The sequence below is a fragment of the Streptomyces sp. NPDC001904 genome, from assembly GCF_040297005.1.
GTDB lineage: Bacteria > Actinomycetota > Actinomycetes > Streptomycetales > Streptomycetaceae > Streptomyces.
Window position 1 is genome coordinate 231451 of the sequence record NZ_JBEOYI010000004.1, and the last position, 20256, is coordinate 251706.

Here is a 20256-nt window from a genome sequence, read left to right on the forward strand (position 1 = left end):
CGGAGTGCTGGCGGCGGGGCGGCCTACTTGAACGCGAGGTTGTAGAGGCCACCGGCGATGGCGCCGCCGATCAGCGGACCCGCGACCGGGATCCAGGCGTACGTCCAGTCGGAGCCGCCCTTGTTGGGCAGCGGGAGGAGGGCGTGCACGATGCGCGGGCCGAGGTCACGGACCGGGTTGATCGCGTAGCCCGTGGGGCCACCGAGCGAGAGACCGATGCCGACCACCACGAGCGCGGTGATCAGGGCGCCGAGGGTGCCCAGGCCGTTGCCGCCGTCGTTCAGGCCCTGCGTGAGGATGGCGAGGACCAGCACGACCGTCGCGATGATCTCCGTGATCAGGTTCTGCACGGCGTTCCGGATCTCCGGGCCCGTGGAGAAGATGCCGAGCACGGGGCCCGCCTTGGGCGCGGCCTTCTGGTCGACCAGGCCCTCGTCCCCGGGCTGCGCCGCGATGATCTCCGGGTCCGTCAGGTGCGCGCGGAACTGTCCGTAGTACGTCGCCCAGACCAGCACGGCGCCGATCATCGCGCCGAGGAGCTGGGAGCCCAGGTAGAGCGGTACGTCGCTCCACTTGGTGCCGCCCTCGATGGCGAGGCCGATGGTGACCGCGGGGTTCAGGTGGGCGCCCGAGACGCCACCGGCGAGGTAGGCGCCGGTCAGGACCGCGAAGCCCCAACCGAAGGCGATGGCGACCCAGCCGGCGTTGTACGCCTTCGAGCGCTTGAAAGTGACGGCGGCGCAGACGCCACCGCCCAGCAGGATGAGCACGGCGGTACCTATGGTCTCGCCGATGAAGATGTCGGAGCTGGACACCCGCGACTCCTTTGTCCTTCGTCCAGGGGATACCCGAGTACGGAACCTCCGGGTCCCTTTCCGGTGGTCCGAGCCCCGTGAGGGGGCGGGTTGCGGCCTGGCCTTGTCCACACTCTAACGCGTATTGCCGGTAGGTGTTCGACAATGTCGACCGATGGACGCGAGTCTCGCCCCGCGTTCACTGAATCGTCAAGGGTTCTGTTATCGAAACCACGATCGTTATTGATCGTTCCCGCCTATCGCCGCCCACACGCTCGCTGGACGTGCCTCGATCGTCGCGCGGTTCGGTGTGCTCTGCACCTTGGCCGTCCGCGGACATGCGGAAGCCCCGTCCGGGGACGGGGCCTGAGGGTGTGGAGAGGGGCGGGGCCGGGGTCAGAAGCGGCTGGCGCCCAGGTCGCGGGAGACGGCACGGGCGCAGTCCCGTACGGCGGCGATCAGCTCGGGCCGCGGCACGCCCTGCTCGTCGGGCTTGCAGACCCGCTCCACCGCGCCGGTGATGCCGATCGCGCCCACCGGCATCCGGTGCCGGTCGTGGATCGGCGCCGCGACCGAGGCGACGCCCTCCCAGGTCTCCTCGACGTCCTCGGCGTACCCGCGCGCGCGGGTCAGATCGAGCACCGACTCGAACTCGGTGAGCCCGCTCACCGTCCGGGCCGTGAACTCCTTGCGCTCCGTCTCGGCGACCTCGCTGTGCGCGACCGGGTCGTACGCGGAGATGACCTTGCCCAGCGCCGTCGAGTGCAGCGGCTGCATGGCCCCCACCTCGAGGACCTGGCGGCTGTCGTCGGGCCGGAACACGTGGTGCACGATCAGGACGCCCTGCTGGTGCAGGACCCCCAGATAGACGGCCTCACCGCTGGACCGGGCCAGATCGTCGGTCCAGACGAGGGCCCGGGCCCGCAGCTCGTGGACGTCCAGATAGCTGTTGCCCAGGCGCAGCAGCTCCGCGCCCAGCTGATAGCGCCCCGACGCGGCGTCCTGCTCCACGAAGCCCTCGGCCTGAAGGGTGCGCAGGATGCCGTGCGCGGTGCCCTTCGCCAGGCCGAGCGCCGAGGCGATGTCCGAGAGGCCGAGTCGCCGCTCGCCGCCCGCGAGGAGCCGGAGCATCGCCGCGGCCCGTTCCAGCGACTGGATGTTGCGTGCCATCGCAGTCCCTTCCTCCCTCGGTCCACTCACCAACGTTCGGCAATGCTGAACAGTATCGGTCGTTGCCGACCTCTGCTAATGCGGCGTGCGCCTCTATTTTGGCCCGTTCGCCACGACCGCCCGCCACGGACCACCGCAACACGCTGTCCCCTCCGCTCCGGCCCGTCCGGCACGCCCGGCCCGTCCGGCTCGTGGACGTCTGCACTGAAGGACGAAGGTCCCGGCTACCCTGGCCGGGTGCGCCTCCAGCAGTGGAGCCGCAAAGCCGACAGCCGTCGCACCTCAGGGAGCACTTTCATGGCCTCGTTGCCGACGCCCGCATCCGCCACCGCTGATTCCCGCGCTCGCGTGGACGCCCTACGGCAGGCCCTCGCCTCCCGTGTCGTGGTGGCCGACGGTGCGATGGGCACCATGCTCCAGGCGCAGGATCCCACGCTCGAGGACTTCCAGGACCTCGAGGGCTGCAACGAGATCCTCAACATCACGCGCCCGGACATCGTCCGCTCCGTCCACGAGGAGTACTACGCCGTCGGCGTGGACTGCGTCGAGACCAACACCTTCGGCTCCAACTTCACCGCGGCCACCGAGTACGAGATCGCCGACCGCATCGTCGAGCTGTCCGAGGCGGGCGCGCGGATCGCCCGCGAGGTCGCCGACGAGTTCACCGCGAAGACCGGACAGCAGCGCTGGGTGCTCGGCTCGATCGGCCCCGGCACCAAGCTGCCCTCGCTCGGCCACATCGACTACGCCACGATCCGCGACGGCTACCAGCAGAACGCCGAGGGCCTGCTCGCCGGCGGCGCGGACGCGCTGATCGTGGAGACCAGCCAGGACCTCCTCCAGACCAAGTCGTCCCTGATCGGCGCCCGCCGCGCCATGGACGCACTCGGCGTCTCGGTCCCGCTGATCTGCTCCCTCGCCTTCGAGACCACCGGCGTGATGCTGCTCGGCTCGGAGATCGGCGCCGCGCTGACCGCCCTGGAGCCGCTCGGCATCGACCTGATCGGCCTGAACTGCTCCACCGGCCCCGCCGAGATGAGCGAGCACCTGCGCTACCTCGCGCAGCACTCCACGACGCCGCTGATGTGCATGCCGAACGCCGGTCTGCCGATCCTGGGCAAGGACGGCGCCCACTTCCCGCTGACCCCGCCGGAGATGGCGGACGCGCAGGAGAACTTCATCAACAGCTACGGCCTCCAGCTGATCGGCGGCTGCTGCGGCTCCACCCCCGAGCACCTGCGCCAGGTCGTGGAGCGGGTCCGCGAGATGACCCCGCCCGAGCGCGCCCCGCGCCCGGAGCCGGGCGCCGCCTCGCTCTACCAGACGGTGCCGTTCCGCCAGGACACCGCGTACATGGCGATCGGCGAGCGGACGAACGCCAACGGCTCGAAGAAGTTCCGCGAGGCCATGCTGGAGGCCCGCTGGGACGACTGCGTCGAGATGGCCCGCGACCAGATCCGCGAGGGCGCGCACATGCTCGACCTCTGCGTCGACTACGTGGGCCGCGACGGCGTCGCCGACATGAAGGAGCTGGCCGGCCGCTTCGCCACCGCCTCCACTCTGCCGATCGTCCTCGACTCCACCGAGGTCGACGTCCTGCAGGCGGGCCTGGAGAAGCTGGGCGGCCGCGCGGTCATCAACTCGGTCAACTACGAGGACGGGGACGGCCCGGAGTCGCGGTTCGCGAAGGTCACGCGGCTGGCCCAGGAGCACGGCGCCGCACTGATCGCGCTGACCATCGACGAGGAGGGCCAGGCCCGCACCGTCGAGAACAAGGTGGCCATCGCCGAGCGGCTGATCGACGACCTGACCGGGAACTGGGGCATCCGCGAGTCGGACATCCTCATCGACACCCTGACCTTCACCATCTGTACGGGTCAGGAGGAGTCCCGGGGCGACGGCATCGCCACCATCGAGGCGATCCGCGAACTGAAGAAGCGCCACCCGGACGTGCAGACCACGCTGGGCCTTTCGAACATCTCCTTCGGCCTGAACCCGGCCGCCCGCATCGTGCTCAACTCGGTCTTCCTCGACGAGTGCGTGAAGGCCGGACTGGACTCGGCGATCGTGCACGCCTCGAAGATCCTGCCGATCGCGCGCTTCGACGAGGAGCAGGTCAAGACCGCCCTCGACCTGATCTACGACCGCCGCAGCGAGGGCTACGACCCGCTGCAGAAGCTGATGGAGCTCTTCGAGGGCGCCACCGCCAAGTCCCTCAAGGCCGGCAAGGCCGAGGAACTGGCCGCCCTCCCGCTGGAGGAGCGCCTCCAGCGGCGCATCATCGACGGCGAGAAGAACGGCCTGGAGGCCGACCTCGACGACGCGCTGCGCACCCGTCCCGCGCTGGACATCGTCAACGACACCCTGCTCGAAGGCATGAAGGTGGTCGGCGAGCTGTTCGGCTCCGGCCAGATGCAGCTGCCGTTCGTGCTCCAGTCCGCCGAGGTCATGAAGAACGCGGTCGCCTACCTGGAGCCGCACATGGAGAAGTCCGACTCCGAGGGCAAGGGCACCATCGTGCTGGCCACGGTGCGCGGCGACGTCCACGACATCGGCAAGAACCTCGTCGACATCATCCTGTCCAACAACGGCTACAACGTCGTCAACCTGGGCATCAAGCAGCCCGTCTCCGCGATCCTCGACGCGGCCGAGGAGCACAAGGCCGACGTCATCGGCATGTCCGGCCTCCTCGTCAAGTCGACCGTGATCATGAAGGAGAACCTGGAGGAGCTCAACCAGCGCAAGATGGCGGCCGACTACCCCGTCATCCTCGGCGGCGCCGCCCTCACCCGCGCCTACGTCGAGCAGGACCTGCACGAGATCTACCAGGGCGAAGTCCGCTACGCCCGCGACGCGTTCGAGGGCCTGCGCCTGATGGACGCCCTCATCGCGGTGAAGCGCGGCGTCCCCGGCGCCACCCTCCCCGAGCTTAAGCAGCGCCGGGTGAAGGCGAGCAGCGTACAGATCGAGGAGCCGGCCGACGAGGGGCCGGTGCGCTCGGACACCCGCACCGACAACCCGGTGCCGGAGCCGCCCTTCTGGGGCACCCGCGTCATCAAGGGCATCCAGCTCAAGGAGTACGCCTCCTGGCTCGACGAGGGCGCCCTGTTCAAGGGCCAGTGGGGCCTGAAGCAGGCGCGCACCGGTGACGGGCCGACGTACGAGGAGCTGGTGGAGAGCGAGGGCCGCCCCCGGCTGCGCGGCTGGCTCGACGAGCTGCACACCAAGAACATGCTGGAAGCGGCCGTCGTGCACGGCTACTTCCCGTGCGTCTCCAAGGGCGACGACCTGATCATCCTGGACGACGACGGAAACGAGCGGACCCGCTTCTCCTTCCCGCGCCAGCGCCGCGGCCGCCGCCTGTGCCTGGCCGACTTCTTCCGCCCGGAGGAGTCCGGCGAGACCGATGTCGTCGGCCTCCAGGTCGTCACCGTCGGCTCGAAGATCGGTGAGGCCACCGCCGAGCTGTTCGCGTCGAACTCCTACCGCGACTACCTCGAACTGCACGGCCTGTCCGTACAGTTGGCCGAGGCGCTCGCCGAGTACTGGCACGCCCGGGTCCGCTCCGAGCTGGGCTTCTCCGGCGAGGACCCCGCCGAGATGGAGGACATGTTCGCCCTGAAGTACCGGGGCGCCCGCTTCTCCCTCGGCTACGGCGCCTGCCCCAACCTGGAGGACCGGGCCAAGATCGCCGACCTGCTCCGGCCGGAGCGGATCGGCGTCCACCTCAGCGAGGAGTTCCAGCTCCACCCCGAGCAGTCCACCGACGCCATCGTCATCCATCACCCCGAGGCGAAGTACTTCAACGCGCGGTAATCGGGAACAGTCGTACACTGGTCCGTCCAGCGCAGGCCGGTCCCCGCAAGGGGGCCGGCCTCTTCGTCCCTCATGGAGGTGTGCCCGGATGACCAGTACGGTCCCCGCACTCGGTACCCGAACGGCCGAAGGGTCCGCCCTTCAGGCCGTACTCCTCGACATGGACGGAACTCTCGTCGACACCGAAGGCTTCTGGTGGGACGCGGAATCCGCCGTCTTCGCCGGCCTCGGCCACACCCTGGACCCGGCCTGGAAGCAGGTCGTCGTCGGCGGTCCGATGACCCGCAGCGCGGGCTTCCTCATCGAGGCGACCGGCGCCGACATCTCCGTACCCGAAGTGTCCGTGCTCCTCAACGACGCCTTCGAGCGGCGGATCGGCCAGAACCTGCCGCTGATGCCGGGCGCCGCAAGACTGCTCGCCGAACTCGCCGCCCAGCGGGTGCCGACCGCGCTCGTCTCCGCCTCCCACCGGCGCATCATCGACCGCGTCCTGCACTCGCTCGGCCACGCCAACTTCCGCCTCACCGTCGCCGGTGACGAGGTGGCCCGCACCAAGCCGCACCCCGACCCGTACCTGATCGCCGCCGCCGGACTCGGTGCCGCACCGGAGCGCTGCGCCGTCATCGAGGACACCGCCACCGGAGTCGCCGCCGCCGAGGCCGCGGGCTGCCACGTCGTCGCCGTCCCGTCCGTCGCCCCCATCGAGCCGGCCCACCGGCGTACCGTCGTGACCTCCCTCGAACACGTCGACCTGCCCTTCCTGCACGGCCTCATGACGCCCTGACAGATCGCACCGCGGCGCGGGACGCGGCCGGAGAGCGGCTGAAGTACCGCAGCCCTCACACGAGTTGATTGTGTGACCTTTCCCACGCTTCCGTGGGTCGACAGGTCCGCCCGGGCGTGCTGTGTGTCCGCTTTCTGCCCGCCCGGGCGTGCCCATGTGTCCCGATTGGTAGCCGCCTGCGGCGAACCTTCCTCCTGAGGCGTTTTCGGTGCGTCCACACCCGGTTTCACAGCGTGATGGGTGCCCCGAACGGGCGTCTGTGGCCCCCGGCGGCACGCGCATTAATCTCATCGCGAGAACATCGCCCCACCCCTCGTGCTCCAGTCGCCCACTCCGCGCCGGACTCGAGTGGGTCAAGCTCTGGAGAACGTCGAGCATGAACCGCAAGACTCTGGTGCTGTCGGCCGTCGTCGGCCTGCTCGCCCCAACGCTGGCCGCGTGCGGAGGCTCGGACAGCGGTAGTGGTGACGACGCCATCGTGGTGGGCACGACCGACCAGTTCGAGCTGACGTCGGATACTCCGGCCCCGTTCGACCCGGCGTACTCCTACGACGCGGGCGTGTGGAACGTGCTGCAGCAGACCCTGCAGACCCTCGTGGCGGTGCCCAAGGGTGGCGGCGAGCCGGTGCCGGAGGCGGCACAGAGCTGCGGGTTCACCGACAGCGGCAGCGAGCGCTACGCCTGCAAGCTGCGGGACGGGCTGCAGTTCTCCGACGGCACGCCGGTCACGGCCGCCGACGTGAAGTACTCGATCGACCGCGTGCGCAACATCGACAGCGACAGCGGTATCGCGGGTCTGCTCTCCACGATCGACACCATCGAGGTCGTCGGCAAGGGCGAGGTCGTCTTCCACCTGAACACGCCGGACGCGACCTTCCCGTACAAGCTGACCACCCCGGCGGCCGCCCTGGTCAACCCGGACGACTACGAGAAGAAGAAGCTGCGCAACGGCTTCGACATCAGCGGGTCGGGCGTCTACACGCTGAAGACCGAGGTCGAGAACAAGAAGGTCGTCAAGGCCGTCTTCACCAAGAACCCGCACTACAAGGGCCAGTTCAAGGTCAAGAGCGACACCGTCGAGATGCGCTCGATGTCCAGCGCGGAGGCCATGGAGACGGCCCTCGAAAAGGGCGACATCGACGTCATGGGCCGGACGCTGACGCCCGACCAGATCGCCAAGTACTCCTCCAAGGTCCCCGAGGGCGTCAACTTCGTCGCGACCCCGGGCCTGGAGACCAACTTCCTCGGCTTCTCGCTCGGCCAGGGCCAGGTGGGCGACAAGGCCGTCCGCCAGGCGATCGCGCAGATCGTCGACCGCGGCCAGATCGCCTCCGAGGCGTACAAGTCGACCTCCGACTCGCTGTACTCGCTCGTCCCCGCCGGCGTCGTCGGGCACGCCAACTCGTTCTTCAACAAGTACAACGACCCGGACAAGGCCAAGGCGGCCGCGATCCTGCAGCGGGCCGGCATCACCACGCCCGTCAAGCTGTCGCTGCACTACACGCAGGACCACTACGGCCCGGTCATGAAGAACCAGTTCGACCTGCTGGCCCAGCAGCTCAACGACAGCGGCCTGTTCAAGGCGGAGACCCACGAGACCAAGAAGTGGACCAAGTTCCGCGCCGAGGAGCTGGCCGGCAAGTACCAGGTCTACGGCATGGGCTGGGTCGCCGACTTCCCCGACGCCGACAACTTCCTGGCGCCGTTCCTCGACAAGGACAACTTCCTCGCGTCGACGTACACCAACGCCACCATCACGCGCGACCTCATCCCCGCCTCCCGTCGTGAGTCCGACCGGGCGGCCGCGTCCAAGACGCTGAAGCGGATCCAGGACATGGTCGCCGACGACGTCCCGATGCTGCCGCTGACCCAGAGCAAGCAGTACATCGCCGCGGGCGACGACATCACCGGCGCCGAGTGGGCCCTGTCCACCACCTCCCTGCTCCAGCTGTGGGAGCTGGGCCGCGGCGTCAGCGGCTGATCTCCTCCCGTACGCACATGAAGGCGGCGGCCACCTTCCGGTGGCCGCCGCCTTCATGCTGTCGTCAGAACTACTGGGCGCCCGGCCGCACGAGACCGCTCTCGTACGCGTACACCGCCGCCTGCACCCGGTCGCGCAGCCCCAGCTTCGTCAGCACATGGCCGACATGGGTCTTCACCGTCGTCTCGCTCACGAAGAGGTCGGCGGCGATCTCCGCGTTCGACAGCCCGCGCGCGACCAGCTTGAGCACCTCGACCTCGCGCTCGGTCAGCGTGTGCAGCGTGTCCGGCACCGGCTCGTCGCCGGACGGCAGATGGTCCGCGTACTTGTCGAGCAGGCGGCGCGTGATGCTCGGCGCCAGCATCGCCTCACCGGCGGCCACCACCCGGATCGCCTGGACCAGCTCATTGGCCGGGGCGTCCTTGAGGAGGAAGCCGCTGGCCCCCGCCTTCAGCGCCTCCACGACATACTCGTCCAGATCGAAGGTCGTCAGCACGAGCACCTTCGCCGGGCCGTCCCGCCCCGGGCCGGTGATCTGCCGGGTCGCCTCGACCCCGTCCATCCGCGGCATCCGGATGTCCATCAGCACGACGTCGGGCTGGAGCGCGCGCACCTGATCGAGCGCCTGGAGGCCGTCCCCGGCCTCACCGACGACCGCGATGTCCTGCTCGGCCTCCAGAATCATCCGGAAACCCGTACGCAGCAGAGGCTGGTCGTCGACCAGTAGGACACGGATCGCCACGAAACACTCCTTCGATAGTCCGGGCCCATTCTGCCCTGCTACACCCCGTCCGACTCGGCCGCCCTGTCCGACTCCTGCGCGGGCGGCGGCACGGCCGCCACGATCTGCAGCGGATAGGGCGGGGGAGTACCGCCGAATTCCGGACAGACGGCCTGGTGGTCGCACCAGCCGCACAGCTTCGTCGGCCGCGGCCGCCAGTCGCCGCTCTCCGTGGCGAGCTGGATCGCCTCCCACAGCGCGTGCAGCTTGCGCTCCACCCGCTCCAGGTCGGAGACGACCGGGTCGTACGTGATGACGTCCCCGCTCCCGAGGTACACGAGCTGCAGGCGCCGCGGCACGACGCCCTTCAGCCGCCACACCACCAGCGCGTAGAACTTCATCTGGAACAGGGCGCCCTCGGCGTACTCGGGGCGGGGCGCCTTGCCCGTCTTGTAGTCGACGATCCGCACGTCACCGGTGGGTGCCACGTCGACCCGGTCGATGATCCCGCGCAGCTTGAGTCCCGACTCCAGCTCGGCCTCGACGAACAGCTCCCGCTCGGCGGGCTCCAGACGCGTCGGGTCCTCCAGCGTGAACCAGCGCTCGACCAGCCGCTCGGCATCCCCGAGCCAGCGGGTCATCCGCTCGCCCGCGGCGCTTTCGTCGGCGTCCGCGAACAGCTCGGCCAGCTCGGGCCGCGCCTCGCGCAGCCGGTCCCACTGCCCCGGGATCAGCGACTTGGCGCGCGACGCCGTCCGCTCCAGCGCCGGGGCGTCGAAGAGCCGCTCCAGCACGGCATGGACCAGGGTGCCCCTGGTCGCCGCCTCGCTCGGCTTCTCCGGCAGCTTGTCGATCACCCGGAACCGGTACAGCAACGGACACTGCATGAAATCGCTCGCGCGCGAGGGCGACAGCGAGGCCGGCCGCGCGGCGGGCTTTTCCGGGCCGCTCTCAGCGCCCGTCTTCGTACTGGTCTCCATGCCTCACCACGTTACGGCCCGCCACCGACAGTCAGGCACCTGCGCGCTCCACGGCGTCTTGCGTAGCGTGGCCCGGGGGAGTCGGCGGGGGCCGACGGACCCCGTCCGCATACCATCGACGCCAGAACGTCCCGCCCTGCGGCGGGAGACGCTCGAACGAGGGGACCGAGGGATCACCGTGGACGAGAGCGGGCAGCCGCAGTCCGGCACCGGCGAGGCGACCCCGCCCGCGGAGCACACCGGGGCGCGTCCCGCGACGGACCGGGCCGACACCATGGCCGAGCGCACGGGCCCCGGCCCGGACGACGCACCCCGGCGGGACCCCGCCGGGCCGGCCCCGGAGGAACAACCGGACACCCGGCCCGCCGCCGGCCCCGACACCTCGGGGAACCCCGACGAGGCGCCGGCCCCCGACAAGCAGCCCTCCGGGGACGCGCGGACCGCCGGTCCCCACGACCGGCACCCCGAGCGCGCCGCCGCCACCTCCGGCCGGCGCAAGGGACCGGCCAAGCCCCCCGAGCCGCGCGGCGGCCTGCTGATGGGCCGCCCGTTCGGCGTGCCCGTCTACGTGGCGCCCAGCTGGTTCCTCGTCGCCGCCCTCATCACCTGGGTGTTCGGCGGCCAGCTCGACCGCGTGCTGCCGGAGCTCGGCGCGGCCCGCTACCTGGTCGCCCTCTTCTTCGCCGTCGCCTTCTACGCCTCCGTGCTCGTCCACGAACTGGCCCACACCGTCGCGGCCCTGCGCTTCAAGCTCCCGGTCCGCCGGATCCGGCTGCAGTTCTTCGGAGGGGTGTCGGAGATCGAGAAGGAGTCGGAGACCCCGGGCCGCGAGTTCGTCCTCGCCTTCGTCGGCCCGCTCCTCTCCCTGGTCCTCGCCGGCGTCTTCTACCTGGCCATGAAGGCCGTCGAGCCGGGCACGGTGCCGGGTGTGCTGCTCGCCGGGCTGATGATCTCGAACCTCATCGTCGCCGCGTTCAACCTGCTGCCCGGCCTGCCCCTGGACGGCGGCCGGATGCTGCGCGCCGTCGTCTGGAAGATCACCGGCAAGCCCATGAGCGGCACGATCGCCGCCGCCTGGGTCGGCCGCGCCCTCGCCATCGCCGTCCTCATCGGCCTGCCGCTGCTCACCCAGACCGACGCCCTGGGCTCGAACACGCAGGACACCAGCAGCATGGACACCGTCACCGACGCGCTGCTGGCCGCCATCCTCGCCGCGATCATCTGGACCGGCGCCGGCAACAGCCTGCGCATGGCCCGGCTGCGCGAACACCTGCCGGAGCTGCGCGCCCGCAGCCTGACCCGGCGCGCGGTGCCCGTCGAGCACACGACCCCGCTCTCCGAGGCCCTGCGCCGGGCGAACGAGGCGGGGGCCCGCGCCCTGGTCGTCGTCGACCCCGACGGCGAACCCCGCTCGATCGTCCGCGAGGCAGCGATCGTCGGTGTCCCCGAGCACCGCCGGCCCTGGGTCCCGGTCAGCGGTCTCGCCCAGGACCTCACGGACGGCATGCGCGTCTCGGCCGAGCTCGCGGGGGAGGACCTCCTCGACACCCTGCGCGCGACCCCGGCGACCGAGTACCTGGTGGTCGAGGAGAACGGTGCGATCTACGGCGTCCTCTCCGCGGCCGACGTCGAACGCGCTTTCGTCAAGGCGATGGCCCGCCCCAGCTGAGAACGGCGCTCGGCGGCCGTTCCGCCGTGGTCGGCGCCCTGCCCCGCGCCCGGTACTCTGGTCACATGTCCGAACCGACCGGTGCCGCCCGCCGACGCGGGCCCTTCAAGGTCGGGGACCAGGTTCAGCTGACCGACCCCAAGGGCCGTCACTACACGTTCACGCTCGAAGAGGGAAAGAACTTCCACACCCACAAGGGTTCCTTCCCGCACGACGAGCTGATCGGCGCTCCCGAGGGCAGCGTTGTCCGCACCACCGGAAACGTCGCCTACCTGGCGCTGCGCCCCCTGCTCCCCGACTATGTCCTGTCCATGCCCCGCGGCGCCGCCGTGGTCTACCCCAAGGACGCGGGGCAGATCCTGGCCTTCGCCGACATCTTCCCCGGCGCGCGCGTCGTCGAGGCGGGTGTGGGCTCCGGCTCGCTGAGCAGCTTCCTGCTGCGCGCCATCGGTGACGAGGGCATGCTGCACTCGTACGAGCGCCGCGAGGACTTCGCCGAGATCGCCAAGGGGAACGTCGAGCGCTACTTCGGCGGTCCGCACCCCGCCTGGCAGCTCACCGTCGGCGACCTCCAGGACAACCTGTCCGACGGTGACGTCGACCGGGTCATCCTCGACATGCTCGCCCCCTGGGAGTGCCTGGACGTCGTCAAGAAGGCGCTCGTGCCCGGCGGCATCCTGTGCTGCTACGTGGCGACGACCACCCAGCTGGCCCGCACCGTGGAGTCCATCCGCGAGATCGGCTGCTTCAACGAGCCGACCTCCTGGGAGTCGATGATCCGCAACTGGCACGTGGAGGGCCTCGCCGTCCGCCCGGACCACCGGATGATCGGCCACACCGGCTTCCTGCTCACCGCCCGCCGCCTCGCGGACGGCGTCGAGCCGCCCATGCGCCGCCGCCGCCCCGCCAAGGGCGCCTACGGCGAGGACTACGAGGGCCCGAACGCCGACGGCGGCGCCCGCGGCCGCTGAGCCCCGCCCCGTCACCCGTACCACCGCACAACGCATCGACGCCGCCGCCCAGTTCCCCGTCCCGTACGGGAACTCGGCGGCGGCGTTCGTACGTTGACCCTCCGGCAGCACTGGGCTCAGAAGCCACTCGGGAAAACCGGCGACCCCGCCGTTCCCCTGCACTGTGACGTATGGCACGATGCTGGCCACCCCCACCGGCACAGCCCTCACAGGAGACGCTCTTCGTGCAGCAGCCCCCCCGGCAGGCGATCCCGGAACTGGCGCACACCACCACCCGTCCCATCCACTGGCTCGCCACCGCGGCCGCCCTCGCCGGCGTCGTGGCGCTCTCCGGCCTCCTGCAGCCGGGCTCCGCCACCGCCGCCCAGGCGGACACGGCGTCACCCGCCGCGCACGGCGCGGCCGTCACCCCGCCCGACCCGGCGAAGGCCGACTTCCCGCTGGACTGCGGACCCGTCAAGGTCCTCGTCCAGAAGAAGGCCACCGGCGACCTCGACGGCGACGGCCGGCCCGAGACGGTCGCGGTCGTCCGCTGCGACGCCGGCTCCGGCACCCCGCCGAACGGCGTGTACGTGCTGACCCGCTCCGGCGACGGCAAGCCCCGCGTCGTCGCCACCCTCGTCGACCCGAAGGACACCTTCACGGTCACCGACCTCGCGGTGCGCGACGGAGCCGTCACGGCCTCCCTCGACGGCTACTCGTCGCCCGACGTGCCCCGCTACCGGCCCGACGTCCACGAGAAGGCCAAGTGGCAGTGGAAGAACGGCGCGTTCGTCCGCTCCACCCCCGCGGCCGCGCAGAGCGCCTGACCACACGCGCGAAAGGGCCCCGCACACCGGTCACCGGTGTGCGGGGCCCTTTCGACATGCCGGGGCGGCGCTCAGGCCGCCCCGCGCTCAGTCGGCGTCCGGCCCGTAGACCTCGACGCTGTCCGAAACGCGACGTACATGGATGCAGTCACCCGGGCACTCCTTCGCGGACGCCACCACGTCCGTGAGAAGCGGCAGCGGCACCGGCGCGGAGGCCCCCGGCTGCTGGAGCAGCTCGTCCTCCGCGTCCTTCACATAAGCGAGCCCGTCGATGTCCAACTCGAAGACCTCGGGCGCGTACTGGGCACAGATCCCGTCGCCGGTGCACAGATCCTGGTCGATCCAGACCTCCAGCGCCTCACTGGTGTCGGTGCCGGATCCGGCCTCTTGCTGCACGGTCATGATCTCCTGCCACTCCCTGGGTCCCGCTCTGCCGCACTGTCCGGAAACCGACTTCACAGACGCAAGTCGGGCCAGCCCTGACGGGTGTTGAACACTTCGACCCTACAACCGCCCGCTTTCCGATGTTGTTGGGTGGGTATTCCACTGGCGTGAGGGAGAGCGCAAGGGTGAAGATCGGACACACCTCGACCGTCTTTGTGATCTAGGGGTTTCAATCGACACCCGCCCAGGTAGGGTCTGGAAGCGTCCAGCTCCCCTTGGAGGAGGTGAGGACCGTGGCAGCCCACGACGACGACATCAACCGCGGCATCCGCCCGGGACGAGGGTCCGACGACCCTGCCGGACAGATTGCCTATCTCGAGCAGGAAATCGCCGTCCTGCGGCGCAAGCTCGCCGACTCTCCGCGTCATACGAGGATTCTCGAAGAGCGGATCGTCGAGTTGCAGACCAACCTGGCCGGCGTGTCCGCCCAGAACGAACGGCTCGCAAATACGCTCCGCGAGGCCCGCGACCAGATCGTGGCCCTCAAGGAAGAAGTCGACCGGCTCGCACAGCCGCCGGCCGGTTTCGGAGTCTTCCTCACCGCGAATGAGGACGGCACCGCCGACATCTTCACCGGCGGCCGCAAACTCCGCGTGAACGTGAGCCCGAGCGTCGAACTCGAAGAGCTTCGGCGCGGCCAGGAAGTAATGCTCAACGAAGCGCTCAACGTGGTCGAGGCCATGGAGTACGAGAGCGTGGGCGACATCGTCACCCTCAAGGAGATCCTTGAGGACGGCGAGCGCGCCCTCGTCACCGGGCACACCGACGAGGAGCGGGTGGTGAGGCTCGCCGAGCCTCTGCTGGACGTCACCATCCGCCCCGGCGACGCCCTTCTTCTCGAACCCCGATCCGGCTATGTCTACGAAGTCGTACCGAAGAGCGAAGTGGAGGAACTGGTCCTCGAAGAGGTCCCGGACATCGGCTACGAGCAGATCGGCGGCCTGGGCAACCAGATCGAACTGATCCGCGACGCGGTCGAGCTGCCGTACCTCTACCCGGACCTCTACCGGGAGCACGAGCTGCGGCCGCCCAAGGGCGTCCTGCTCTACGGGCCCCCCGGATGCGGCAAGACCCTCATCGCGAAGGCGGTCGCCAATTCCCTCGCCAAGAAGGTCGCCGAGGTGACCGGACAGGGCCAGGGCAAGAGCTTCTTCCTGAACATCAAGGGTCCCGAGCTCCTCAACAAGTACGTCGGTGAGACCGAGCGGCAGATCCGGCTCGTCTTCCAGCGTGCCCGTGAGAAGGCCAGCGAGGGCACTCCCGTCATCGTCTTCTTCGACGAGATGGAGTCCCTGTTCCGCACCCGTGGCTCCGGTGTCAGCTCGGACGTGGAGAACACCATCGTCCCGCAGCTGCTCGCCGAGATCGACGGTGTGGAGGGCCTGCAGAACGTGGTGGTGATCGGCGCCTCGAACCGTGAGGACATGATCGACCCCGCCATCCTGCGCCCCGGCCGGCTCGACGTGAAGATCAAGATCGAGCGCCCGGACGCCGAGGCCGCCAAGGACATCTTCGGCAAGTACCTCACCGACCGCCTGCCGCTGCACACCGAGGACCTCGGCGAGCACGGCAGCGACAAGGCCGCCACGGTCCACGCCATGATCCAGACGGCCGTGGAGCACATGTACGCGGAATCCGAGGAGAACCGCTTCCTCGAGGTCACGTACGCCAATGGCGACAAGGAAGTCCTGTACTTCAAGGACTTCAACTCGGGCGCGATGATCGAGAACATCGTGGGCCGCGCCAAGAAGATGGCCATCAAGCAATTCCTCGACCAGAATCAGAAGGGCCTCCGGGTCGCTCACCTCCTCCAGGCTTGCATCGACGAGTTCAAGGAGAACGAGGACCTGCCGAACACCACCAACCCCGACGACTGGGCCCGAATCTCCGGCAAGAAGGGCGAGCGGATCGTCTACATCCGCACGCTCGTCACCGGAAAGCAGGGCGCGGACACCGGACGCTCCATCGACACGGTGGCGAACACCGGGCAGTACCTGTAAAAGACAGGGTGGCTGCGGGTGCCCGGACCGGGTACCCGCAGCCCACTGTTTTTCCAGGCAACTATCGGTTCCTCACCACGCGACTGCCCGCCCGACGTCGGAGCAAAGCAATGACGCAAATGATCTCCCCACCAGTGCAAAGGCGTTCTAGGCTCTTCTCTGCCGCCGAGTCGCGCCGTGCGGGGACGGGCACCGCACACGCACCGGAGAACCAGCGGTACTTGAGCGCCGCCCCCGACCGAGGGCGCCGCCGGGCAAGGAGGGCCGCATGACCGTACGGCGAGTAATGGGCATCGAGACCGAGTACGGAATCTCCGTGCCCGGCCACCCCAACGCCAATGCCATGCTCACCTCGTCCCAGATCGTCAACGCCTACGCCGCGGCGATGCACCGGGCCCGCCGGGCCCGCTGGGACTTCGAGGAGGAGAACCCGCTGCGCGACGCCCGAGGCTTCGACCTCGCGCGGGAGGCCGCCGACTCCAGCCAGCTCACCGACGAGGACATCGGCCTGGCCAATGTCATCCTGACCAACGGCGCGCGCCTCTACGTGGACCACGCGCACCCCGAGTACAGCTCCCCGGAGATCACCAATCCCCGGGACGCCGTCCTGTGGGACAAGGCCGGCGAGCGCATCATGGCCGAGGCCGCGGAGCGGGCCGCCCAGCTGCCCGGGGCCCAGCCCATCCACCTCTACAAGAACAACACCGACAACAAGGGCGCCTCCTACGGGACGCACGAGAACTACCTGATGAAGCGGGAAACCCCCTTCTCGGACATCGTGCGCCACCTGACGCCCTTCTTCGTCTCCCGCCAGGTGGTCACCGGCGCGGGCCGCGTCGGCATCGGTCAGGACGGTCACGAGCACGGGTTCCAGATCAGCCAGCGCTCCGACTACTTCGAGGTCGAGGTCGGCCTGGAGACGACGCTCAAGCGGCCCATCATCAACACGCGCGACGAACCCCACTCGGACGCCGAGAAGTACCGGCGCCTGCACGTGATCATCGGCGACGCGAACCTCTCCGAGATCTCGACCTACCTCAAGCTCGGCACGACGGCCCTGGTCCTGTCCATGATCGAGGACGGGTTCATCGCCGTGGACCTGGCGGTCGACCAGCCCGTCCGCACCCTCCACCAGGTCTCCCACGACCCGACCCTCCAGCACCTGATCACGCTGCGCAGCGGCCGCACCCTCACCGCGGTCCAGCTCCAGATGGAGTACTACGAGCTGGCCAGGAAATACGTCGAGGAGCGCTTCGGCGCCGACGCCGACGACCAGACCAAGGACGTCCTGTCCCGCTGGGAGGACGTGCTCGGCCGCCTGGAGACCGACCCGATGAGCCTGTCCGGCGAGCTGGACTGGGTCACCAAGCGGGAGCTGATGGAGGGCTACCGGCGCCGGGACGGCCTGGACTGGGACGCGGCCAAGCTGCATCTCCTCGACCTGCAGTACGCCGACGTACGCGCCGAGAAGGGCCTGTACAACCGTCTGGCGGCCCGGGGCAAGATGAAGCGCCTCCTGGACGAGGCGGAGGTCGAGCGGGCCCGTACGCAGCCCCCGGAGGACACCCGGGCGTACTTCCGCGGCCGCTGCCTGGAGCAGTACGCGGACGACGTCGCCGCGGCCTCCTGGGACTCGGTCATCTTCGACCTGCCGGGCCGGGACTCGCTCCAGCGCGTTCCAACCCTCGAACCCCTTCGCGGGACGCGTAACCACGTGAAGGAGCTGCTGGACCGGTGCCGGACGGCCGAGGATCTGGTCCGGGTCCTGTCCGGCGGCTGATCCGCGGCTGAAAGGCCGGGCGAAGGGGAATCACAGAGGTGGGCCCCGCATTGGACGAAGTGCGGGGCCGATGTCAGAGCCGACAAGTAGGGTTCTGATCACGAACGACCTGTATCTCGAACCGAGCGGGGTGAGCTGAGATGGCGACCAAGGACACCGGCGGCGGGCAGCAGAAGGCGACGCGTTCCACCGAGGAGGTCGAGGAGCAGGCGACTGATGCGCAGGCCTCCGAGGACCTCAAGGAGCGCCAGGAGAAGCTGAGCGACGACGTCGACTCGGTCCTGGACGAGATCGACGACGTCCTGGAGGAGAACGCCGAGGACTTCGTGCGCTCCTTCGTTCAGAAGGGTGGACAGTAGTCCACGGATGTGATCGACGTCCTCTGATGGCTGTGACGGGCGGCAGGACTCTCGTGCGTCCTGCGCCCGCGAAAAGACCATGTGGATCACCGCCCCAAGACGGGTAGGGTCCGTGGCGTAATGTGCTTCAACTGCAATTCGGCCATCGGCAAGTTGGGAGAAGATCCCGACGCTGCACGGAGGCTCGCCGCTTACTTGGAAGGAAACGTGTGGAAGCCAACCCTCGTAGCACCGGGCGTCTACCAGCTGCCTTCCTGACGCCTGGGTCGTCGTCCTTCATGGACTTCCTGTCCGAGCATCAGCCCGAAATGCTGCCGGGCAACCGGCAGTTGCCGCCGACGCAGGGTGTCATCGAGGCCCCGCACGGCACGACCATCGTGTCCGTCACCTTCCCCGGCGGCGTGGTGCTCGCCGGTGACCGGCGCGCGACGATGGGGAACGTCATCGCGCAGCGCGACATCGAGAAGGTCTTCCCGGCCGACGAGTACTCGGCCGTCGGCATCGCCGGCACCGCCGGTCTCGCCGTCGAGATGGTCAAGCTCTTCCAGCTGGAGCTGGAGCACTTCGAGAAGGTCGAGGGCGCCCAGCTGTCGCTGGAGGGCAAGGCCAACCGGCTGTCGACCATGATCCGGTCGAACCTGGGCATGGCCATGCAGGGGCTCGCCGTCGTGCCGCTGTTCGCGGGGTACGACGTGGACCGCGAGAGGGGCCGCATCTTCTCGTACGACGTCACCGGTGGCCGCAGCGAGGAGCACGGATTCGCCGCGACCGGTTCCGGCTCGGTGTTCGCGCGGGGAGCGATGAAGAAGCTCTACCGCGAGGACCTGACGGAGGAGCAGGCGACGACGCTGGTCGTGCAGGCGCTGTACGACGCGGCGGACGACGACTCGGCGACGGGCGGCCCCGACATGGCGCGGCGGATCTTCCCGATCGTCACAGTGATCACGGACGACGGATTCCGCCGGCTCACCGACGACGAGTCGTCGGAGATCGCCCGGGCGATCCTGGAGCGGCGTCTCGAGCAGCCGGACGGCCCCCGCGCCGCCCTGCTGTGAGCCGCCCCCTCTTTGTTGCTGCCTACTCACTGAGTCACTGACAGAAAGGGACGGATAGCCGGTGTCGACGCCGTTCTATGTCTCACCCCAGCAGGCGATGGCCGACCGCGCGGAGTACGCGCGCAAGGGCATCGCCCGCGGTCGCAGCCTGGTCGTGCTGCAGTACGCCGACGGCATCGTGTTCGTCGGCGAGAACCCGTCCCGTGCGCTGCACAAGTTCAGCGAGATCTATGACCGGATCGGCTTCGCGGCCGCCGGCAAGTACAACGAGTACGAGAATCTGCGGATCGGCGGCGTGCGCTACGCGGACCTGCGCGGCTACACGTACGACCGCGACGACGTGACCGCACGCGGCCTGGCGAACGTGTACGCGCAGACGCTGGGCACCATCTTCTCCAGCGCCGGCGAGAAGCCGTACGAGGTGGAGCTGGTCGTCGCCGAAGTGGGGGAGACCCCCGAGGGCGACCAGATCTACCGCCTTCCGCACGACGGCTCGATCGTCGACGAGCACGGCTCGGTCGCGGTCGGGGGCAACGCGGAGCAGATCAGCACCTTCCTCGACCAGCGGCACCAGGACGGCATGACGCTGTCCGAGGCGCTGAAGCTGGCCGTGCAGGCGCTGTCGCGCGACACCAACGGGAGCGAGCGGGAGATCCCCGCGGAGCGCCTCGAGGTGGCGGTCCTGGACCGCACGCGGCCGCAGCAGCGGAAGTTCAAGCGGATCGTGGGGCGCCAGCTGTCGCGGCTGCTCACGGCCGAGGGTGCCGCCGCCACGGAGGCGGAGTCGGACGCCGTCTCGGACGAGAGCTCGTCCGACGACGGCAAGTAGCGCGAGCGGAGCGAGAAGGACGAGCGGGGACGTGTGAGCGCGTCGCTCGTCGTGTGTGTGCCCCGGCCGGTTCGGCAACCGGCCGGGGCACACG

Annotated in this window: 16 protein-coding genes and 1 pseudogene; 12 read left to right on the forward strand and 5 right to left on the reverse strand. The window is 69.4% G+C overall.

What is annotated here, in order from left to right; all coding sequences use genetic code 11:
* Positions 1-23: 23 nt before the first annotated feature.
* On the reverse strand, positions 24-815 hold the full coding sequence (locus tag ABT127_RS08130) for an MIP/aquaporin family protein (RefSeq protein ID WP_351445830.1): 792 nt from the start codon (positions 813-815) through the stop codon (positions 24-26).
* Positions 816-1190: 375 nt separating this feature from the next.
* On the reverse strand, positions 1191-1964 hold the full coding sequence (locus ABT127_RS08135) for an IclR family transcriptional regulator (protein ID WP_111666263.1): 774 nt from the start codon (positions 1962-1964) through the stop codon (positions 1191-1193).
* A 297-nt stretch (positions 1965-2261) separates the two neighbouring features.
* Here ABT127_RS08135 and metH point away from each other — a divergent pair, with 297 nt between their 5' ends.
* The 3 genes from metH to ABT127_RS08150 all read left to right on the forward strand — a co-directional run bounded on the left by metH (position 2262) and on the right by ABT127_RS08150 (position 8545).
* The gene (gene metH / locus ABT127_RS08140; RefSeq protein WP_351445832.1) at positions 2262-5780 is read left to right on the forward strand and encodes a methionine synthase; all 3519 of its coding nucleotides are present in this window, start codon (positions 2262-2264) and stop codon (positions 5778-5780) included.
* Between the two features lie 88 nt (positions 5781-5868).
* Positions 5869-6564 carry an HAD-IA family hydrolase gene (locus ABT127_RS08145; protein ID WP_351445834.1) on the forward strand — a complete coding sequence of 232 codons (696 nt, stop codon included), beginning with the start codon at positions 5869-5871 and terminating at the stop codon, positions 6562-6564.
* 376 nt (positions 6565-6940) lie between these two features.
* Positions 6941-8545 carry an ABC transporter substrate-binding protein gene (locus ABT127_RS08150; RefSeq protein WP_351445836.1) on the forward strand — a complete coding sequence of 535 codons (1605 nt, stop codon included), beginning with the start codon at positions 6941-6943 and terminating at the stop codon, positions 8543-8545.
* A gap of 70 nt (positions 8546-8615) precedes the next feature.
* Here ABT127_RS08150 and ABT127_RS08155 read toward each other — a convergent pair whose 3' ends face one another.
* Both ABT127_RS08155 and ABT127_RS08160 read right to left on the reverse strand, forming a co-directional pair.
* Complete coding sequence (locus ABT127_RS08155) at positions 8616-9287, reverse strand: response regulator (RefSeq protein WP_111665813.1); 672 nt, start codon at positions 9285-9287, stop codon at positions 8616-8618.
* Positions 9288-9325: 38 nt separating this feature from the next.
* Complete coding sequence (locus ABT127_RS08160) at positions 9326-10246, reverse strand: RecB family exonuclease (protein WP_351445838.1); 921 nt, start codon at positions 10244-10246, stop codon at positions 9326-9328.
* 178 nt (positions 10247-10424) lie between these two features.
* On the opposite strand from ABT127_RS08160, the gene ABT127_RS08165 reads away from it, so the two are divergent.
* The 3 genes from ABT127_RS08165 to ABT127_RS08175 all read left to right on the forward strand — a co-directional run bounded on the left by ABT127_RS08165 (position 10425) and on the right by ABT127_RS08175 (position 13695).
* Positions 10425-11915, forward strand: coding sequence for a site-2 protease family protein (locus ABT127_RS08165; protein WP_351445840.1), 1491 nt, complete (start codon positions 10425-10427; stop codon positions 11913-11915).
* 65 nt (positions 11916-11980) lie between these two features.
* Complete coding sequence (locus ABT127_RS08170) at positions 11981-12886, forward strand: tRNA (adenine-N1)-methyltransferase (RefSeq protein WP_111665810.1); 906 nt, start codon at positions 11981-11983, stop codon at positions 12884-12886.
* Positions 12887-13110: 224 nt separating this feature from the next.
* On the forward strand, positions 13111-13695 hold the full coding sequence (locus ABT127_RS08175) for a hypothetical protein (RefSeq protein ID WP_351445842.1): 585 nt from the start codon (positions 13111-13113) through the stop codon (positions 13693-13695).
* An 87-nt stretch (positions 13696-13782) separates the two neighbouring features.
* Here ABT127_RS08175 and ABT127_RS08180 read toward each other — a convergent pair whose 3' ends face one another.
* Entirely contained in the window at positions 13783-14097 is a 315-nt protein-coding gene (locus ABT127_RS08180; protein ID WP_351445844.1) for a ferredoxin, read from the reverse strand.
* 275 nt (positions 14098-14372) lie between these two features.
* Between ABT127_RS08180 and arc the strand changes: the two genes are divergently transcribed.
* From arc to prcA, 6 genes and pseudogenes are all read left to right on the forward strand, one after another.
* Positions 14373-16139, forward strand: a complete 1767-nt coding sequence (arc, locus tag ABT127_RS08185; protein ID WP_351445846.1) for a proteasome ATPase — start codon at positions 14373-14375, stop codon at positions 16137-16139.
* Positions 16140-16407: 268 nt separating this feature from the next.
* A complete protein-coding gene (dop, locus tag ABT127_RS08190; RefSeq protein WP_351445848.1) occupies positions 16408-17919 on the forward strand; it encodes a depupylase/deamidase Dop in 1512 nt (503 codons plus the stop codon).
* 140 nt (positions 17920-18059) lie between these two features.
* Positions 18060-18278, forward strand: a complete 219-nt coding sequence (locus ABT127_RS08195; protein WP_111665804.1) for a ubiquitin-like protein Pup — start codon at positions 18060-18062, stop codon at positions 18276-18278.
* A 78-nt stretch (positions 18279-18356) separates the two neighbouring features.
* Positions 18357-18536: pseudogene (locus ABT127_RS08200) on the forward strand (endonuclease domain-containing protein); the annotation flags it as partial.
* On the forward strand, positions 18488-19333 hold the full coding sequence (prcB, locus tag ABT127_RS08205; protein WP_351445850.1) for a proteasome subunit beta: 846 nt from the start codon (positions 18488-18490) through the stop codon (positions 19331-19333). The pseudogene ABT127_RS08200 and the gene prcB, both read left to right, overlap by 49 nt.
* 61 nt (positions 19334-19394) lie before the next feature.
* Entirely contained in the window at positions 19395-20162 is a 768-nt protein-coding gene (prcA, locus tag ABT127_RS08210; protein WP_351445852.1) for a proteasome subunit alpha, read from the forward strand.
* The last annotated feature ends 94 nt before the right edge of the window (positions 20163-20256 follow it).